This window comes from Cupriavidus sp. 10L45 (assembly GCF_056395225.1).
This window is the reverse complement of the sequence record NZ_JBFTJC010000005.1, coordinates 133,080-147,888: the sequence shown is the minus strand read 5'-3', so window position 1 is coordinate 147,888 and position 14,809 is coordinate 133,080. Positions and strand designations below refer to the sequence as shown.

Sequence of the window (14,809 nt, the reverse complement as noted above, 5' to 3'; positions counted from 1 at the left end):
ATGTCCGCAGAATCCTCGCTCGCACCCCTGACCCCGCCGCTGTCGCGCCTGCCCAAGGTCGGCACGACCATCTTCACCGTGATGTCGGCGCTGGCCGCCGAGAAGAACGCCGTCAATCTCGGCCAGGGTTTCCCGGATTTCGACTGCGACGCGCGCATCGTCGATGCCGTGGCCCACGCCATGCGCACCGGCCACAACCAGTACCCACCAATGGCCGGCGTGCCCGCGCTGCGCCAGGCCATCGCCGGCAAGATCGCCACGCTGTACGACCACACGTACGACTGGAATACGGAAATTACGATCACGGCCGGCGCCACGCAGGGCCTCCTGACGGCGATCCTGTGCGCAGTGCATCCGGGCGATGAAGTGATCGTGCTCGAGCCCTGCTACGACAGCTACCTGCCCGCCATCGAAATGGCCGGCGGCGTCGCAGTGCCCGTCACGCTTGAGGCGCCGGCGTTCCGGACCCCGTTCGACAAGCTCGCCGCCGCCATCACCCCCAAGACGCGGATGATCCTCATCAACACGCCGCACAACCCCACGGGGACCATCTGGCGTACCGATGACATGCAGAAACTGGCCGATCTGCTAGCCGGCACGGACATCCTGCTGCTCTCGGACGAGGTGTACGAGCACATGGTCTACGACGGCCAGCGGCACGAGTCGGTCTCGCGCCATCCGGAGCTGGCGCGGCGCAGCTTCGTGGTGTCGAGCTTCGGCAAGACCTATCACGTCACGGGCTGGAAGATCGGCTACGTGGCCGCGCCGGCTGCGCTGTCGAACGAATTCCGCAAGGTCCACCAGTTCAACGTGTTCACGGTGAACACGCCGGTGCAGTTCGGGCTGGCCGACTACATGGCCGACCCGGCGCCCTACCTGGACCTCGCCGGCTTCTACCAGGCCAAGCGCGACTACTTCCGCACCGGGCTGGCCTCCACGCGCTTCAAGCTGCTGCCCTCGGACGGGACGTACTTCCAGTGCGTCGATTATTCGGCGATTTCCGATATGAGCGAAGCCGATTTCTCGATGTGGCTGACGCGCGAGATCGGCGTGGCCGCGATTCCAGTGTCGGCGTTCTATTCGCAACCGCGCGAATCGGGCGTGGTGCGGTTCTGCTTTGCGAAGAAGGAAGAGACGCTGAAGTTGGCGCTGGATCGGTTGGCGAAGATTTGAGGGATTCCGGCAGCCCGGGAACGTGGTCGGCTCCCGGGCTGCATGGGTTAGTTGCCGACGTGCCACCTTCCCTCCATTCTTCCTGTTGAACTGGCTCATAGGAATTCAGAGTCGGCTCGAATGCAAACGCCTCCTCGGTCCAACCATCCAGTTCCCCGCATATCACGCGGTAGGTGTACATCATTTCCGCTGCAACGCCGATTTGCACAAACCTGCATCGCGCACCGGGTGCGACTTCCCCAACCAAGGGGGCAACTGGAGGCACCATTCCTTCGGGATTCCCGTAGAGGGGGACGGGTTTCGTCGCCACATGCGTTCTGATCGGTACTTGGTAGCCGCTGCAATATCCCAGAGCCAAGACGATGCAGAACAATGCTGCGACGAACCATGGCCACGCCTTACCAGTTTGCCAACGCGCCACCTTCCCCCCCCTTTATTTCAGTGAGAACAGTTCGTACGGATCTAGCCGCGGCGCAAATGCACCACCGGCGTCAGTCCATCCGTCCAAATCCCCACACTTCACCCGGTAGGAGAACATCATTTCCTCCGCAATGGTCACCTGAATAAACCTGCAGCGTTCACCGGCCTGCACCTTACCTATGACGGATTCGACGGGCTCAACCATCCCAGCGGCATCTCCGTATAGCTCGATGGGTATTGTCGCAACGTGAGTGCCAAGAGGGATGCGATAGCCCGCCCAGTATCCATAGAGCATTCCGCCAACAATGCAGGCAAGCCCCACGGCGCACCAGTGACGGGCTTTACCAGTTTGCCGACGCGCCACCTTCCCACCCCTTTTTATAGTTTCGCGTCTCGACGAGACGATTCGACTTCTTCAATACGCCGAGTAATTCAGCGGGCATGACCGGTGTCAGCTCGCCAAACGCTCGCGGATCGCGCGCCATGATGCCGGCCAACTCAAGCACATCGGCAACGTTGGAGCTGCATGAATTATCGAATAATGAGTATTTCGCATTGACCGCCACACGTCTTTCCAGTTCGTCTCTAATGAGGGCCTTCTCTCGTAGAGATACCCACATCAGCAGCCCGACGGCATCGCGATATACGCCCTTTCCGATTGTGCCGTCTGGCTTGGTTCTCCATCGCCTCGTGTTACCAATCAGATATTTTCTGTACCCGCCCTTGAAGAATAATATTGGGGCACGGCTGTAGACGGTGCCGTCAATTTCGATGGCAGCGTGCCCCCACTGCGAGCCACGGCTAAGCAACCTCGAATCAAACACCACCACCTCAATAAACTCCCGCTGCACGGGAATCGGCTTCGCTTCATCAAACCTTGTCAACGTAGTCGCCCGGACGCCGGCGCGCACCAGCGTCTTGCCCGTGGTCGGAGAGGTCAGCGTTTCGGTCATCGCTCACCCCTCGACGTAGATCGTCACGTTGTCGGCGCGTTGCTGGGCTGCCAGCAGATGGGTGCGGCCTTGTGCGTCGGTTGTGCCGAATTCGGGCGCGGCGCCGGCCCGGACCGCCGCGTATTCCGTGTTGGGCAGCGGCTCGCCGGTGGCGCTGTCGCGCAGGATGTAGCGGTCGTCGTAGCGGTCCTCTTCATCGGGCGCCGGGTCGGCCGAGGTTCCGCTCACCGGGTGCCGGACCGTCGCCTGGGCGCCTATCGAGGAAATCAGCCGGGCGCCGCACGCGGTCAGCATGCCGTCGAGCGCCATGGCGCGGCCCATGGCCTGGAAGGTGGGATCGCCCTCGATGATCGGGAAGGTGCCCTTGCATTGCGGACACCAGACCATGTGTCCGACGCCGGCCGCCGGTTCCCCGTAGAAGACGAACGTGGGCTCGCCCTCCAATACCTTGCCGCCGTGTGTCGTCGTATCGCCCCGGCGAACGATGCCTTTTTGACCCGCCATACGTGCCCCTTCGTTGTTAGATGAGCCGCCATCTAACCGACGAAAAAATCGGCCGTATATAGAAGAATCCTGATTAATTTGCACCAAATGGTGAGTGCTCGGAAAACCCCGAGCCGCGCATTTACCATCGGCCCTGCCAACGCAAAGCGCCCCGCAAGCGGGGCGCCAGAAAATGCTGATCAAAGCCTATCCGGTGAATCGCGGCGATTTACCGGTTGCGGCTCAGCATCAGCTCGGTATTGGCCTTGCGGTCCGCGTTGACCTTCTGCACGCTCGCCCGCTCGGACATGGCCTTGAGGTAGGCCCTGACCGGCAGGTCCGCCAGCAAATCTTCGCCGTAGATGATTTTCGTGCAGGACGACACCAGCGGCAGGTGGCAGATGGCGGCGCAGTCGGCCAGCGTGAAGGTATCGCCAGCCACGAAGGGCGAGAATTTCGCCAGCTTGGCGAAACCGGGGATATAACGGTCCAGCAGGCGGCGCTGGCGCTCCTTGAGGTTATCGCTGACCTTGCCGCCGAAAAACGCCTCCGGATACAGCTCGCGCACCGTCAGCTCCAGATATACCTCCATGAAGGTGACGAGTTCGCGCACCTTGCCCGCCTGGTAGGCGTCATGCGGCAGCAGCGGCGCCTGGAGATAAGTCGCCTCGATGTATTCCGCGATGGTTTCCGATTCGCACAGCGGCCCGGAATCGGTGATGATGTAGGGCACCTTGCCGAGGGGCGTCGCCGCGAGGTCGGTTTCGCCGATCCAGGCCAGCACTTCCTCGAATGGCAGGTTCTTTTCCAGCAGCGCCAGCTTGACCTTGTTGTAGTAATTGCTGGCGGCAAAGCCGCAGAGCTTCAGCATGTCGTCTCTCTCCGTTATTGAAATGGATCGTCCGGGTCGCGTCCATGTAGACCCGAGGACGCTTGAGGCGCCCCCGCCTGGCCGATCTTCGCACGCCACGTAAGCCTACCCGCTGTCGCGGAAGATGCAGAAATCGTACGATCGTGCTAATTTAACCACAACTTTTTTTGGACGAACGATGAGCCAACCCACTATTCAAACGCTCGGCATCGTCGGCACGGGCGCCATGGGCCGCGGTATTGCCCAGATTGCCGCACAGGCGGGCCTGACGGTCAACCTGTTCGATGTCAACGCCCAAGCCGTGGCCGCCGCGCGCCAGTACCTGCAGGACACGTTCGCCAAGCTGGCCGACAAGGGCAAGATCAGCGCCGCCGACAGCGAGGCCGCGCTGGCCCGCGTGAAGCCGTGCAACGCGCTGGAAGACCTGGCCGGCTGCGACATGGTGCTGGAAGCCATCGTGGAGAAGCTCGAGGTCAAGCGCGACCTGATCGCCAAGCTGGAAGCCATCGTCCGGGAAGACGCGGTGATCGCGTCGAACACCTCGTCGCTGTCGATCACGGCCATCGCCGTGGGCGCCAGGCACCCGGGCCGCGTGGTGGGCTACCACTTCTTCAACCCGGTGCCGCTGATGAAGGTGGTGGAGGTCATCGACGGCCTGTCGGGCAACCCCGCCATCGGCGATCAGCTCATGGAACTGTCGCGCCGCATGGGTCACACGCCGGTGCGTTGCAAGGACATGCCCGGCTTCATCGTCAACCACGCCGGCCGTGGCATGAATATCGAAGGGCTGAAGATCGCCCAGGAAGGCGTGGCCGAATTCGTCGATATCGACAACATCATGCGCGAGCAAGCCGGTTTCCGCATGGGCCCGTTCGAGCTGATGGACCTGACCGGGCTCGATGTGTCGCACCCGGTGATGGAATCGATCTACAACCAGTTCTATCAGGAAGCGCGCTACCGCCCGTCGCCGATCACGGCGCTGCGCTACACGGGCGGGCTGCTGGGCCGCAAGACCGGCGCGGGCTTCTACGCCTACCCGGACGGCCAGAAGCAGGTGCCTGCCGCCAAGCCGGTGCCCGATGCGCGCCCGGCCAGCGTGTGGGTGAGCCGCGCCAATGAGCGTGGTCATGCGATGACCGTGAAGCTGCTGACCGCGCTCGGCGTCACGCCGGAAGGCGGCAACGCCCCGTCCGCCGACGCACTGATCGTGGTCACCCCGCTGGGTCTCGACGCCACCACGACTGCCCTGCAGCAAGGGCTCGATGCCAGCCGCGTGGTCGCCATCGACACGCTGCTGCCGTTCGAAGCCACCAAGCGCCGCACGCTGATGACCACGCCGGCCACCAGCGCCGCCGCCCGCGACGCCGCGCACGGCCTGTTCGCCAGCGATGGCGTGCCCGTCACCGTGATCCGCGACTCGGCCGGCTTCGTCGCCCAGCGCATCATCGGCTGCATCGTCAATATCGCCAGCGACATCGCCCAGCAACGCATCGCCACGCCGACCGACATCGACCTCGCCGTGAACCTCGGCCTGGGCTACCCCAAGGGCCCGCTGGCGCTGGGCGATGCGATTGGCGCCGCGCAGATCCTCGAAGTGCTGAGCAACCTGGACCGCCTGACTGGCGACATGCGCTACCGCCCGAGCCCGTGGCTGTGGCGTAGGGCCGGCCTGGGCCTGTCGCTGCTGACCGAAGAAGCCTGATCCTCCCGGGCGCCCCGCCGAGACACGGGGCGCTTTTTTCTCCCGCATTGCCCATCAAGAGGCCGCCATGACCGCCCAGCTGCTTTCCCAACGCGTGGACGCCACGCTCGTCCTGACCATCTCGAACCCCGAGGCGCGCAACGCGCTGCATCCGGACATCTACGCGGCAAGCCAGGAGGCGCTGGAAGTGGCGGCGCGCGACAACACCATCCGCGCGGTGGTGCTGACCGGCGCCGACGGCGTGTTCTGCGCCGGCGGCAACCTGAACCGCCTGCTCGGCAACCGCTCCCAGCCGGCCGAGGTACAGGCCAAAAGCATCGAAATCCTCAATCACTGGATCGAAACGCTGCACGCGTTCCCCAAGCCGATCATCGCCGCCGTGGAAGGCCCCGCCGCCGGCGCGGGCTTCTCGCTGGTGCTGGCGTGCGATTTCGTGGTGGCGGCCAGCGACGCCAAGTTCGTCATGGCCTATGTGAAGGTGGGCCTGACGCCGGACGGCGGCGGCTCCTACGAACTGGCCCGCATGCTGCCGCGCCAGCTCGCCAGTGAAATGATGATGGATGGCAAGCCGGTCGATCCGGCACGACTGGCCCATTTCGGCATCGTGAACCGCGTGGTGCCGCCGGGGCAGGCCGTGACCGAGGCGCTGCGCATTGCCGAGAACCTGGCCAAGGAATCGCCGAACGCGGTCCAGGGCATCAAGGCGCTGATCAACCACGCCGGCAGCGCCTCGCTGACCGAGCACTTGGCCGCCGAGCGCGACAGCTTCGTGAAAGCGCTGCACCACCCGGACGCGGGCGAAGGCATCAGCGCCTTCCTGGAGAAGCGCAAGCCGAACTACCGCTGAAGTCCCCCCCGCGCCACGCACCGACGCCATCGCCACATAAAAAAGACAGACCGGAGACAGCATGAGCAGCAACGTTTCGCATTTTGAAGGGACCCGCCCCGTGGCCGACCAGCAGCGCTTCGACATGGGCGCGCTCGAGACCTGGATGCGCCAGCATGTGGAGGGCTTTGCCGGCCCGCTGACCATCGAGCAATTCAAGGGCGGCCAGTCGAACCCCACGTTCAAGCTGATCACGCCCGGCCAGACCTATGTGATGCGCGCCAAGCCGGGGCCGAAGGCGAAGCTGCTGCCGTCGGCGCATGCCATCGAGCGCGAATACCGCGTGATGGCCGCCCTCGCCCAGACCGACGTGCCCGTAGCCCGCATGTTCGCGCTCTGCGAGGACGAGTCGGTGATCGGCCGCGCGTTCTACATCATGGAGTTCGTCAGCGGCCGCGTGCTGTGGGACCAGGCGCTGCCGGACATGACCCCGGCCCAGCGCGGCGCGATCTACGACGAGATGAACCGCGTCATCGCTGCGCTGCATTCGGTGGACTACAAGGCGATCGGGCTGGCCGACTACGGCAAGCCGGGCAACTACTTCCAGCGCCAGATCGAGCGCTGGAGCAAGCAGTACAAGCTGTCCGAGACCGAATCGATCCCGGCGATGGACCAGCTCATCGCATGGCTCCCGAATCACATTCCGGCCGATGCCGACGAACTGACCACCATCGTCCATGGCGACTACCGGCTCGACAACCTGATGTTCCACCCCACCGAGCCGCGCGTGCTGGCCGTGCTCGACTGGGAGCTGTCCACGCTGGGCCATCCGATGGCTGACTTCGGCTATCACTGCATGAGCTGGCATATCCAGCCGGGCCAGTTCCGGGGCATCGCCGGGCTCGACCATCAGGCGCTGGGCATTCCCGATGAAGCCGCCTATCGTCGCCTGTATGAGCAGCGCACCGGCCGCCAGATCACGGGCGACTGGAATTTCTACCTCGCCTTCAGCATGTTCCGCATCGCGGGCATCCTGCAGGGGATCATGAAGCGCGTGGTCGATGGCACGGCGTCGTCGGCGCAGGCCACCGACGCCGGCAAGCGCGCCCGCCCGATGGCCGAAATGGGCTGGGCCTACGCGCAGAAATCAGGCGCCTGATCCTGCATCTTCCTGCCCGACATCGCCCCGCACCGCCGGGGCGATGTGCCTTCTGGGGGGGCAATTGTCTGCATGTCATCAGACAACTGAGTACTATCCCTAGCCATAACCCTGATGACCAAAGGCTAAATCGCGTCTACACTGCTGCCATGTTGTACGACAACAGACGATAAGCAGATAAGCAGATAAGCATTAGGAGACACAGCATGAGCAATCGCCGCCAATTCCTTGGCCAGGCATCGGGCCTGGCCGCACTGGGCGCCTTCGGCACCTCTGGCATCCTCGCCCCGGCGTCGGCCTGGGCTGCCGACAAGTGGCCGACCAAGCCGATCCGGCTGGTGGTGCCCTACCCCGCCGGCGGTTCGTCGGACATCATCGCCCGCCTGATCAGCAAGCCGCTCGGCGAAGCGCTGGGCCAGGCCGTGGTGGTGGACAACCGTCCGGGCGCCAACGGCAACATCGGCGCCGCCATGGTGGCGCAGGCCGGCACGGACAACCACACGCTGCTGCTGTGCGATGTGGGCGCGCTGGCCATCAGCCCGTCCGTCTACACCAAGCTGAGCTTCAGCCCTGAGAAAGATCTCAAGGGCGTGTCGATGCTGGCCTACTCGCCCCACCTGCTGGTGGTGCATCCGTCGGTGCCCGCCAACAACCTCAAGGAACTGGTGGCGCTGTCGCACAAGCAGACGCTGAACTTCGCCGTGACGGCCATCGGCAGCGCGCCGCATCTGGCGGGCGTGGCGGTGCAGCAGGCCACCGGCGCGGCATGGCAGTACGTGCCGTACAAGGGCGGCGCGCAGGCGATTGCCGACACCGTGGGCGGTACCGCGCAGGTGCTGATGAACGGGATGCTGGCGACCTATCCGCAGGTGCAGGCCGGCAAGCTCAAGCTGCTGGCCGTGTCCAAGCGCACGCGCATGGCGCTGGTCGGACAGGTGCCGACGATTGCCGAGCAAGGCGTGGCGAACTTCGAATCGGGTACGTGGCAGGGCGTGATGGCGCCGTCCGGCATGCCGGATGCGCTCGTGGCCCGCCTCTCGAGCGAGCTGATCCGCATCATCCGCACCCCCGAAATCCGCGCGCAACTGGCCGGCCAGGGCGCCGAAGTGGTGACCATGACGCCGCCGGAAACCAGCAAGTTCTTCTCGACCGAGGAAAAGCGCTGGGCCCAGGTGGTGAAGGCCGCAGGCGTGAAGCTGGACGGCTGACGCCACCGGCATTCCCCGCTGCAACGCGGCAAGCAAAAAGGGCGCGATATCTTCGCGCCCTTTTTGTCTTTCCTGCAGCATCAATCCGGCTGAATCACTCCCCCAGCGCCACCCCTTCACGGCGCGGGTCCGCGCCGCCGGCCCAGCCCGGCTTGCCGTTCGGCAGGGTCTTGCGCACGATGGCCTGCGTGCCGCTCGTCATCTCGATCTCGGCCACCTGATGGCCCATGCCGCGCAGCGATTCCACCAGTTGCGGCGTCACCAGACCCTTCTCCACTTCGGTCGGGCCATTGCGGCTGCCGAAGTTGCCCATGCCCACGGCGGTCTGCACGTCCATGTCCCAGTCCAGCAGGCCGACCAACGTCTTCGACACGTACTCGATGATCTGCGAGCCACCCGGCGAGCCCAGCGCCGCCACCAGCTTGCCGCTCTGGCGGTCGAACACCAGCGTCGGCGCCATCGACGAGCGCGGGCGCTTGCCCGGCTGCACGCGGTTGGCCACCGGCTTGCCGTTCTCGCTCGGCGTGAACGAGAAATCGGTCATCTCGTTGTTCAGCATGAAGCCGCGCACCATGATGTGCGAGCCGAAGTACGACTCGATGGTCGTCGTCATCGACAACGCCCCGCCCCGGTTGTCCACGGCCACGATCTGCGACGTGGAGATGCGCGGCGGCGAACGATCCGGCGCGAACGCCACCTTCACTCCCGGCGGCGTGCCCGGCTGGGCGCGGCCCATGCTCTTGTCGCCGATCAGCGCGGCGCGCTCGGTCAGGTAGGCCGGGCTGACCATCGCGGCCACATCCACGGGCACGAAGTCGGCATCGGCCACGTAGAGGCCACGGTCGGCGTAGGCCAGGCGGTCGGCCTCGGAGATGGCGTGCACGGCCAGCGGCGCGGCTTCCACACGCGCCGGGGTGTTCACCGGCTGCGGCTTCAGGCTGGCCAGCGCGTAGCGTGGGTCGCGCTTCTCAAGGGCCTCCAGCGTGCCCAGGATCTGGGCGATGGCGATGCCGCCCGACGACGGCGGCGGCATGCCGCACACCTTCCAGCGCTTGTAGTCCGTGCAGACCGGCACGCGCTCCTTGGCGCGATAGCCCTTCAGGTCGGCCGTGCTCAGGCTGCCCGGATTGGTATGGCTGTTGACCTTGGCAGCGATGTCCTGCGCAATCGGCCCGTTATAGAACACGTTCGGGCCGCCCTTGGCGATCTCGCGCAGCGTCTTGGCCAGTTGCGGATTCTTGACGAGGGTGCCGACCGGCTTGGCCTTGCCCTGCGTATCGAGGAAGTAGCCGGCCATCTCCGACGAGCCCATCATGAACTTGTCGGCCGCCACCTGGGTGTAGAGCCGCTGGGACATCGGGAAACCGTTCTCGGCCAGCGTGATGGCGCGCTGGAACAGTCGCGCCCAGGGTAGCCGGCCATGCTGGCGGTGCGCCATCTCCAGCGCGCGCAGCACGCCGGGCACGCCCACCGAGCGGCCGCCGATCTGGCCTTCGGAGAATTCCATCGGCTTGCCGTCCGCGCGCATGAACAGGTTCTCGGTGGCGCCGGCCGGGGCCGTCTCGCGCCCATCGAAGGCCTGCACGCGTTTGCCGTCCCAGTACATGATGAAGGCGCCACCGCCGATGCCGGTGGCCTGCGGCTCCACCAGCGTCAGCACGGCCTGCATGGCGACGGCGGCGTCGATGGCCGAGCCGCCCGCGCGCAGGATCTCGCGCCCGGCCTCGGTGGCCAGCGGATTGGCCGCGGCGGCCATGTGCTTCTGCCCGTAGCTGGTGGTCATGTCGGGCCGGTAGCCCGACGAGACCTCCGGCGCGGGCGGCATGGCAGCCGCCGGCGCCTGGGCCGGCGCGGCCGTGGCCGTGCCCGATGCCGATGGCGTGCCCGCATCCTTGGCGGCGGTGCCGCAGCCCGCCAGCACGGCGGCCAGCGCCACGGCCAGCGTGCCGCGCCACAGCAAGGAGGGGGTTGACGGGGAAACTGCCGGTGTCTTCGTCACTGCGCGAGCCATGCCATCTCTCCTGGGGGGAAGCTGAGGCGATTGTAGACGCAGATGACCGGTAATGCGCTTGTAAACGGCTGACTGGCCGATCGGGGATGACCGGCGCGGAGGCACGGGAACGAGGCGGCGGGCGCCGCCCCGTATACATAGTGTCAGTTCGCCATCACAGCGTGGTGAACGACCAGTTCAGGTTCACGCCCTGCCCGTTCAGCGTGCCGCCGACGGTGACGTTGTAGCGCGTGTGGGCGGCCAGCGGCGCGCGCGGCGTGCAGATGGCCAGCCCGCGCGCGTAGCTCGACATGCCCGACGTGCGCGCATCCACCTTCTCGCAGGGCACGTTGGTGCCGGCGGCGTCGGTGATGGTGAACGTATCGGCATTGAACACCAGCGACGTGTTGATGGCCTGCACCATCACCGGGTAGCCCATGGTCTGGCCCGTGTACGAAGGCGCCGGGTTGGGGCTCTCATTGTTGACCCAGCTCGCCGGCACATCGGCCTGGCCGCTGTACGGGTACGCCACCACCTGGTTATCCGCGCCGCCCTTGCTGGCATCGGCGAGGTCGATGGTCTGGTAGTAGCTGGCCGAGGTGCCGCCGCTGCTGCCGGCGCCCACGCTTTCCGCAAACCCGCTGCCGGCCGAGCCGTAGCTGCCCAGCAGCGCGGCGCGGTGGAACGGCGCGTTGACGAGGTCCGCCACGAGCGCGTCCTTCGGCGCCATCGACAGGTTGGCGCCCGCCGCGCTGGTCCACTTGTTGCCAGCCGCCACGACTTCCGCCGTGGCATTGGTCGGATAGGCGGCCTGGATGCGGTCGTTCGGCGTGGCGCCCGTGTAGCCGGACTTGCCCGACTGCTCGTCGTGCGTGAGCAGGTTGTTGGCCAGCATGTAGGCGGTGTGGTTCTGGGCGACGGTATTGAGCGCGTCGCGCGCGGTCAGCGGCGGCAGGCCCACCTGCTCGCGCCGATAGTTGGCGTAGCAGAGGCCGGCGCTGCGCGCGTCGTCCAGCACGCGATAGCCCGAGACGCCGGTGCCGCGCGCCGGCAGCAGGCTCACGCTGCCCGTGACCGGCGCCGGCGCGCTGCCGGTCACCGTGTAGCAGGCGCGGTCGGCGCCGGCCGGGAGCGTCGCCGTCTGGCTGCCGTTGGCGGGGGACTGCCCGGACGCCGCCTGGCTCGCATTGGCGGCGCCGGCTGCCGGGGCGGCGCTGGTGCCCGCGCTGGGGGCGCTATCGCCGCCACCGCCACAGGCGCTGAGCGCGAAGGCAGCGCAGGCTGCCAGGATCGCCATCGGGATCGGTCGCGCGAAGGCGTTCGCGCGGGAGGGCATGAAATCGTTAGACAAGTGTTTCCCTGGCATCGGAATGCGGATCTGTCGTCGTGGATGGAGGGGGCTGCCTGGGTGTGGACGCGCGCGCGGCGGCGCGGTGTCATGCGTGGCATGAGGCGTCCGGGGCAGGTGGAACGGGACGATGTTAGGGAGCGCCTCCCGCACCGTCCAGCCTGCTAACAATGGCTTACGTTGTGACCCGCGCGCGCGGCACGCGGGGGAAATGCGCGTTACGCGTTACGCGTCGGCGGGGGGACCGTCGCCCATGCCATTGCCGAGCGACGTCATCACCGCCATCAGCTGCTCGCGCAGCCAGCGGTTGGCGCCGTCGTTCTCGCCGCCGGCATGCCAATAAAGATGCAGTTCGAGCGCCGGCACCTTGAACGGCAATGCCAGCAGCCGGTTGGCGTACGGTTCGTTGGCGATGCGGGCGTAGCGCATCGGCAAGGTGGCGAGCAGGTCCGTGCAACTGACCACGCGGCACGCCGCCGCATAGTGCTGGCAGCGCAGCCGCACGCGGCGGGTCAGGCCCATTCGGTGCAGCGCCTGGTCCTCCAGGCCCGCCCCGCGCCGGCGTGACGACACGTGCACATGTTCGGCAGCCAGATAGCGCTCCAGCGTCAGCTCCTTCTTCACCAGCGGATGGTCGCGCCGCGCCAGCACCACCATCGGATCGGACATGAACGCGGCATGGTGAATCGCCGGGGACACCGGCAGCAGGATGTCGATGGCCGCATCGAGCGTGCCGGCGAGCAGTTCGGACTCCATCTCGCGACGGTCGAAGCGGATCGCCGCGATCTCCACGTGCGGTGCCATGGCCGTCACACGCGCCATCAGCGGCGGCAGCAGCGTGGACTCCAGCGCATCACGCATGCCGATAGTGAAGCGGCGCGTGGTGGCGGTGGGATCGAAGTGCGGCGTATCCTGCAGCGTGCGCGCGAACGACTGCAGCGCGCCGCGCACCTCGCCCGCCAGCGAGCGCGCCAGCGGCGTGGGCGCCATGCCCTGCCCGCGCCGCTCGAACAGCGGATCGTCGAACAGCGTGCGAAGCCGCCCCAGCGCGTGGCTGACGGCGGGCTGCGTCAGGTTGAGCTGACGCGCGGCTGCGGTGATGCTGCCTTCGCTGTAGATGGCATCGAACACCACGAAGAGGTTGAGGTCGATCCGGGATAGCTGCATGGCAGGCATTCTGGCATGAAAATGCAGGACATTGATACTGTCCAATCCAGAAAATTCATTTTTCTTATTACGCGCAGTCCGCTAGAGTAGGCCCCAGTCGGCATCCTTCCCAAGCGATGCCTGCCGTCACACCCCCGAATGTAGCGAGGAGACCCCATGCAATTCGAGTACACGCCCAAGGTCAAGGACATGCAGGCCCGGCTGCTGGCCTTTTTCGACAAGCATATCTATCCGAACGAAAAGCGCTTCTACGCCGAGATCCAGGCCAACCGCGAAGCCGGCAACGCCTGGATTCCCACCAAGGTGGTCGAGGAGCTGAAGCCGCTGGCACGCGAAGCCGGGCTGTGGAACCTGTTCCTGCCGCGCTCCAAGCGGGCGCCGGAGGGGCTGTCGAACCTCGAATACGCACCGATGTGCGAGATCATGGGCCGCGCGCCCTGGTCGCCCGAGGTGTTCAACTGCGCTGCGCCGGACACCGGCAACATGGAAACGCTGGAGCGCTACGCCACCGAGGAACTCAAGGACCAGTGGCTGGAACCGCTGCTGCGCGGCGAGATCCGCTCGGCCTTCCTGATGACGGAGCCGGACGTGGCCTCCTCGGACGCCACCAATATCAGCTGCCGCATCGAGCGCGACGGCGACCATTACGTGATCAACGGCACCAAGTGGTGGTCGTCGGGCGCCGGCGACCCCCGCTGCAAGGTCTACATCGTGATGGGCAAGACCAATCCCGATGCCGGCCGCCACGAGCAGCAGTCGATGGTCGTCGTGCCGGCGGACACCCCGGGCATCACTATCAAGCGCTTCCTGCCCGTGTTCGGCTATGACGATGCGCCGCACGGCCATATGGAGATCGAACTCAAGAACGTGCGCGTGCCGGCCGCCAACATCCTGCTGGGTGAAGGGCGCGGCTTCGAGATCGCCCAGGGCCGCCTCGGCCCGGGCCGGATCCACCACTGCATGCGCAGCATCGGCGTGGCCGAGCGCGCGCTGGAACTGATGTGCAAGCGCAGCCTGGACCGCGTGGCCTTCGGCAAGCAGATCGCCCGCCAGGGTGTGACGCAGGAGCGCATCGCCGAAGCCCGTTGCGACATCGAGATGGCCCGCCTGCTGACGCTGAAGGCCGCCTACATGATGGATACCGTAGGCAACAAGGTAGCCAAGGCCGAGATCGCCATGATCAAGGTGGTGGCGCCGAATGTGGCGCTGCGCGTGATCGACTGGGCGATCCAGGTGCATGGCGCCGCGGGTGTCTCGGGCGACTTCCCGCTGGCCAACTGGTGGGCGCACCAGCGCACGCTGCGCCTGGCCGATGGTCCGGACGAGGTGCACCGCAACGCCATCGCCAAGCTGGAACTGGCCAAGCACATGAGCCTGAACCCGGACAGCATCCAGATGCCGGTGACGCGCGGCTCCTGAGCCTCGCTGGTAGTCGTCATTCCCCGAAACGCGCGGCCTGTCGGTCGCGCGTTTTTTCATGGGAGCCGCCGCGATGACCGCACCGCCAGC

At 66.1% G+C, this 14,809-nt stretch carries 13 protein-coding genes; 6 read left to right on the top strand and 7 right to left on the bottom strand.

All coding sequences use genetic code 11. The annotated features are described in order from the left end of the window. Positions 1-1,173, top strand: a complete 1,173-nt coding sequence (locus AC1DFU_RS10750; RefSeq protein ID WP_441592017.1) for a pyridoxal phosphate-dependent aminotransferase — start codon at positions 1-3, stop codon at positions 1,171-1,173. Positions 1,174-1,606: 433 nt separating this feature from the next. Here AC1DFU_RS10750 and AC1DFU_RS10745 read toward each other — a convergent pair whose 3' ends face one another. The 4 genes from AC1DFU_RS10745 to AC1DFU_RS10730 all read right to left on the bottom strand — a co-directional run bounded on the left by AC1DFU_RS10745 (position 1,607) and on the right by AC1DFU_RS10730 (position 3,900). Further along, positions 1,607-1,798 (bottom strand): hypothetical protein, encoded by a 192-nt coding sequence (locus AC1DFU_RS10745; protein ID WP_092292487.1) that lies wholly within the window; start codon positions 1,796-1,798, stop codon positions 1,607-1,609. 136 nt (positions 1,799-1,934) lie between these two features. Continuing rightward, positions 1,935-2,546: a hypothetical protein gene (locus AC1DFU_RS10740; RefSeq protein WP_092292485.1), complete on the bottom strand. Its 612-nt coding sequence runs from the start codon at positions 2,544-2,546 to the stop codon at positions 1,935-1,937. Between the two features lie 3 nt (positions 2,547-2,549). After that, positions 2,550-3,050, bottom strand: coding sequence for a PAAR domain-containing protein (locus tag AC1DFU_RS10735; protein WP_441592015.1), 501 nt, complete (start codon positions 3,048-3,050; stop codon positions 2,550-2,552). A gap of 208 nt (positions 3,051-3,258) precedes the next feature. Continuing rightward, complete coding sequence (locus AC1DFU_RS10730; protein ID WP_441592014.1) at positions 3,259-3,900, bottom strand: glutathione S-transferase; 642 nt, start codon at positions 3,898-3,900, stop codon at positions 3,259-3,261. A 178-nt stretch (positions 3,901-4,078) separates the two neighbouring features. On the opposite strand from AC1DFU_RS10730, the gene AC1DFU_RS10725 reads away from it, so the two are divergent. The 4 genes from AC1DFU_RS10725 to AC1DFU_RS10710 all read left to right on the top strand — a co-directional run bounded on the left by AC1DFU_RS10725 (position 4,079) and on the right by AC1DFU_RS10710 (position 8,795). Continuing rightward, the gene (locus AC1DFU_RS10725; protein ID WP_441592012.1) at positions 4,079-5,602 is read left to right on the top strand and encodes a 3-hydroxyacyl-CoA dehydrogenase; all 1,524 of its coding nucleotides are present in this window, start codon (positions 4,079-4,081) and stop codon (positions 5,600-5,602) included. Positions 5,603-5,669: 67 nt separating this feature from the next. After that, positions 5,670-6,449 carry an oxepin-CoA hydrolase, alternative type gene (locus AC1DFU_RS10720; RefSeq protein WP_441592011.1) on the top strand — a complete coding sequence of 260 codons (780 nt, stop codon included), beginning with the start codon at positions 5,670-5,672 and terminating at the stop codon, positions 6,447-6,449. A 61-nt stretch (positions 6,450-6,510) separates the two neighbouring features. After that, positions 6,511-7,587 carry a phosphotransferase gene (locus AC1DFU_RS10715; RefSeq protein WP_441643837.1) on the top strand — a complete coding sequence of 359 codons (1,077 nt, stop codon included), beginning with the start codon at positions 6,511-6,513 and terminating at the stop codon, positions 7,585-7,587. Between the two features lie 206 nt (positions 7,588-7,793). After that, the gene (locus tag AC1DFU_RS10710; RefSeq protein ID WP_092292473.1) at positions 7,794-8,795 is read left to right on the top strand and encodes a Bug family tripartite tricarboxylate transporter substrate binding protein; all 1,002 of its coding nucleotides are present in this window, start codon (positions 7,794-7,796) and stop codon (positions 8,793-8,795) included. Positions 8,796-8,889: 94 nt separating this feature from the next. Here AC1DFU_RS10710 and ggt read toward each other — a convergent pair whose 3' ends face one another. The 3 genes from ggt to AC1DFU_RS10695 all read right to left on the bottom strand — a co-directional run bounded on the left by ggt (position 8,890) and on the right by AC1DFU_RS10695 (position 13,300). Beyond that, complete coding sequence (gene ggt, locus AC1DFU_RS10705; RefSeq protein ID WP_441592007.1) at positions 8,890-10,806, bottom strand: gamma-glutamyltransferase; 1,917 nt, start codon at positions 10,804-10,806, stop codon at positions 8,890-8,892. A gap of 154 nt (positions 10,807-10,960) precedes the next feature. Next, positions 10,961-12,121 carry a CAP domain-containing protein gene (locus tag AC1DFU_RS10700; RefSeq protein WP_441592005.1) on the bottom strand — a complete coding sequence of 387 codons (1,161 nt, stop codon included), beginning with the start codon at positions 12,119-12,121 and terminating at the stop codon, positions 10,961-10,963. A gap of 237 nt (positions 12,122-12,358) precedes the next feature. Then, on the bottom strand, positions 12,359-13,300 hold the full coding sequence (locus AC1DFU_RS10695; protein ID WP_092292467.1) for a LysR family transcriptional regulator: 942 nt from the start codon (positions 13,298-13,300) through the stop codon (positions 12,359-12,361). 156 nt (positions 13,301-13,456) lie between these two features. Here AC1DFU_RS10695 and AC1DFU_RS10690 point away from each other — a divergent pair, with 156 nt between their 5' ends. Continuing rightward, positions 13,457-14,719 (top strand): acyl-CoA dehydrogenase family protein, encoded by a 1,263-nt coding sequence (locus AC1DFU_RS10690; protein ID WP_092292465.1) that lies wholly within the window; start codon positions 13,457-13,459, stop codon positions 14,717-14,719. Positions 14,720-14,809: the final 90 nt, after the last annotated feature.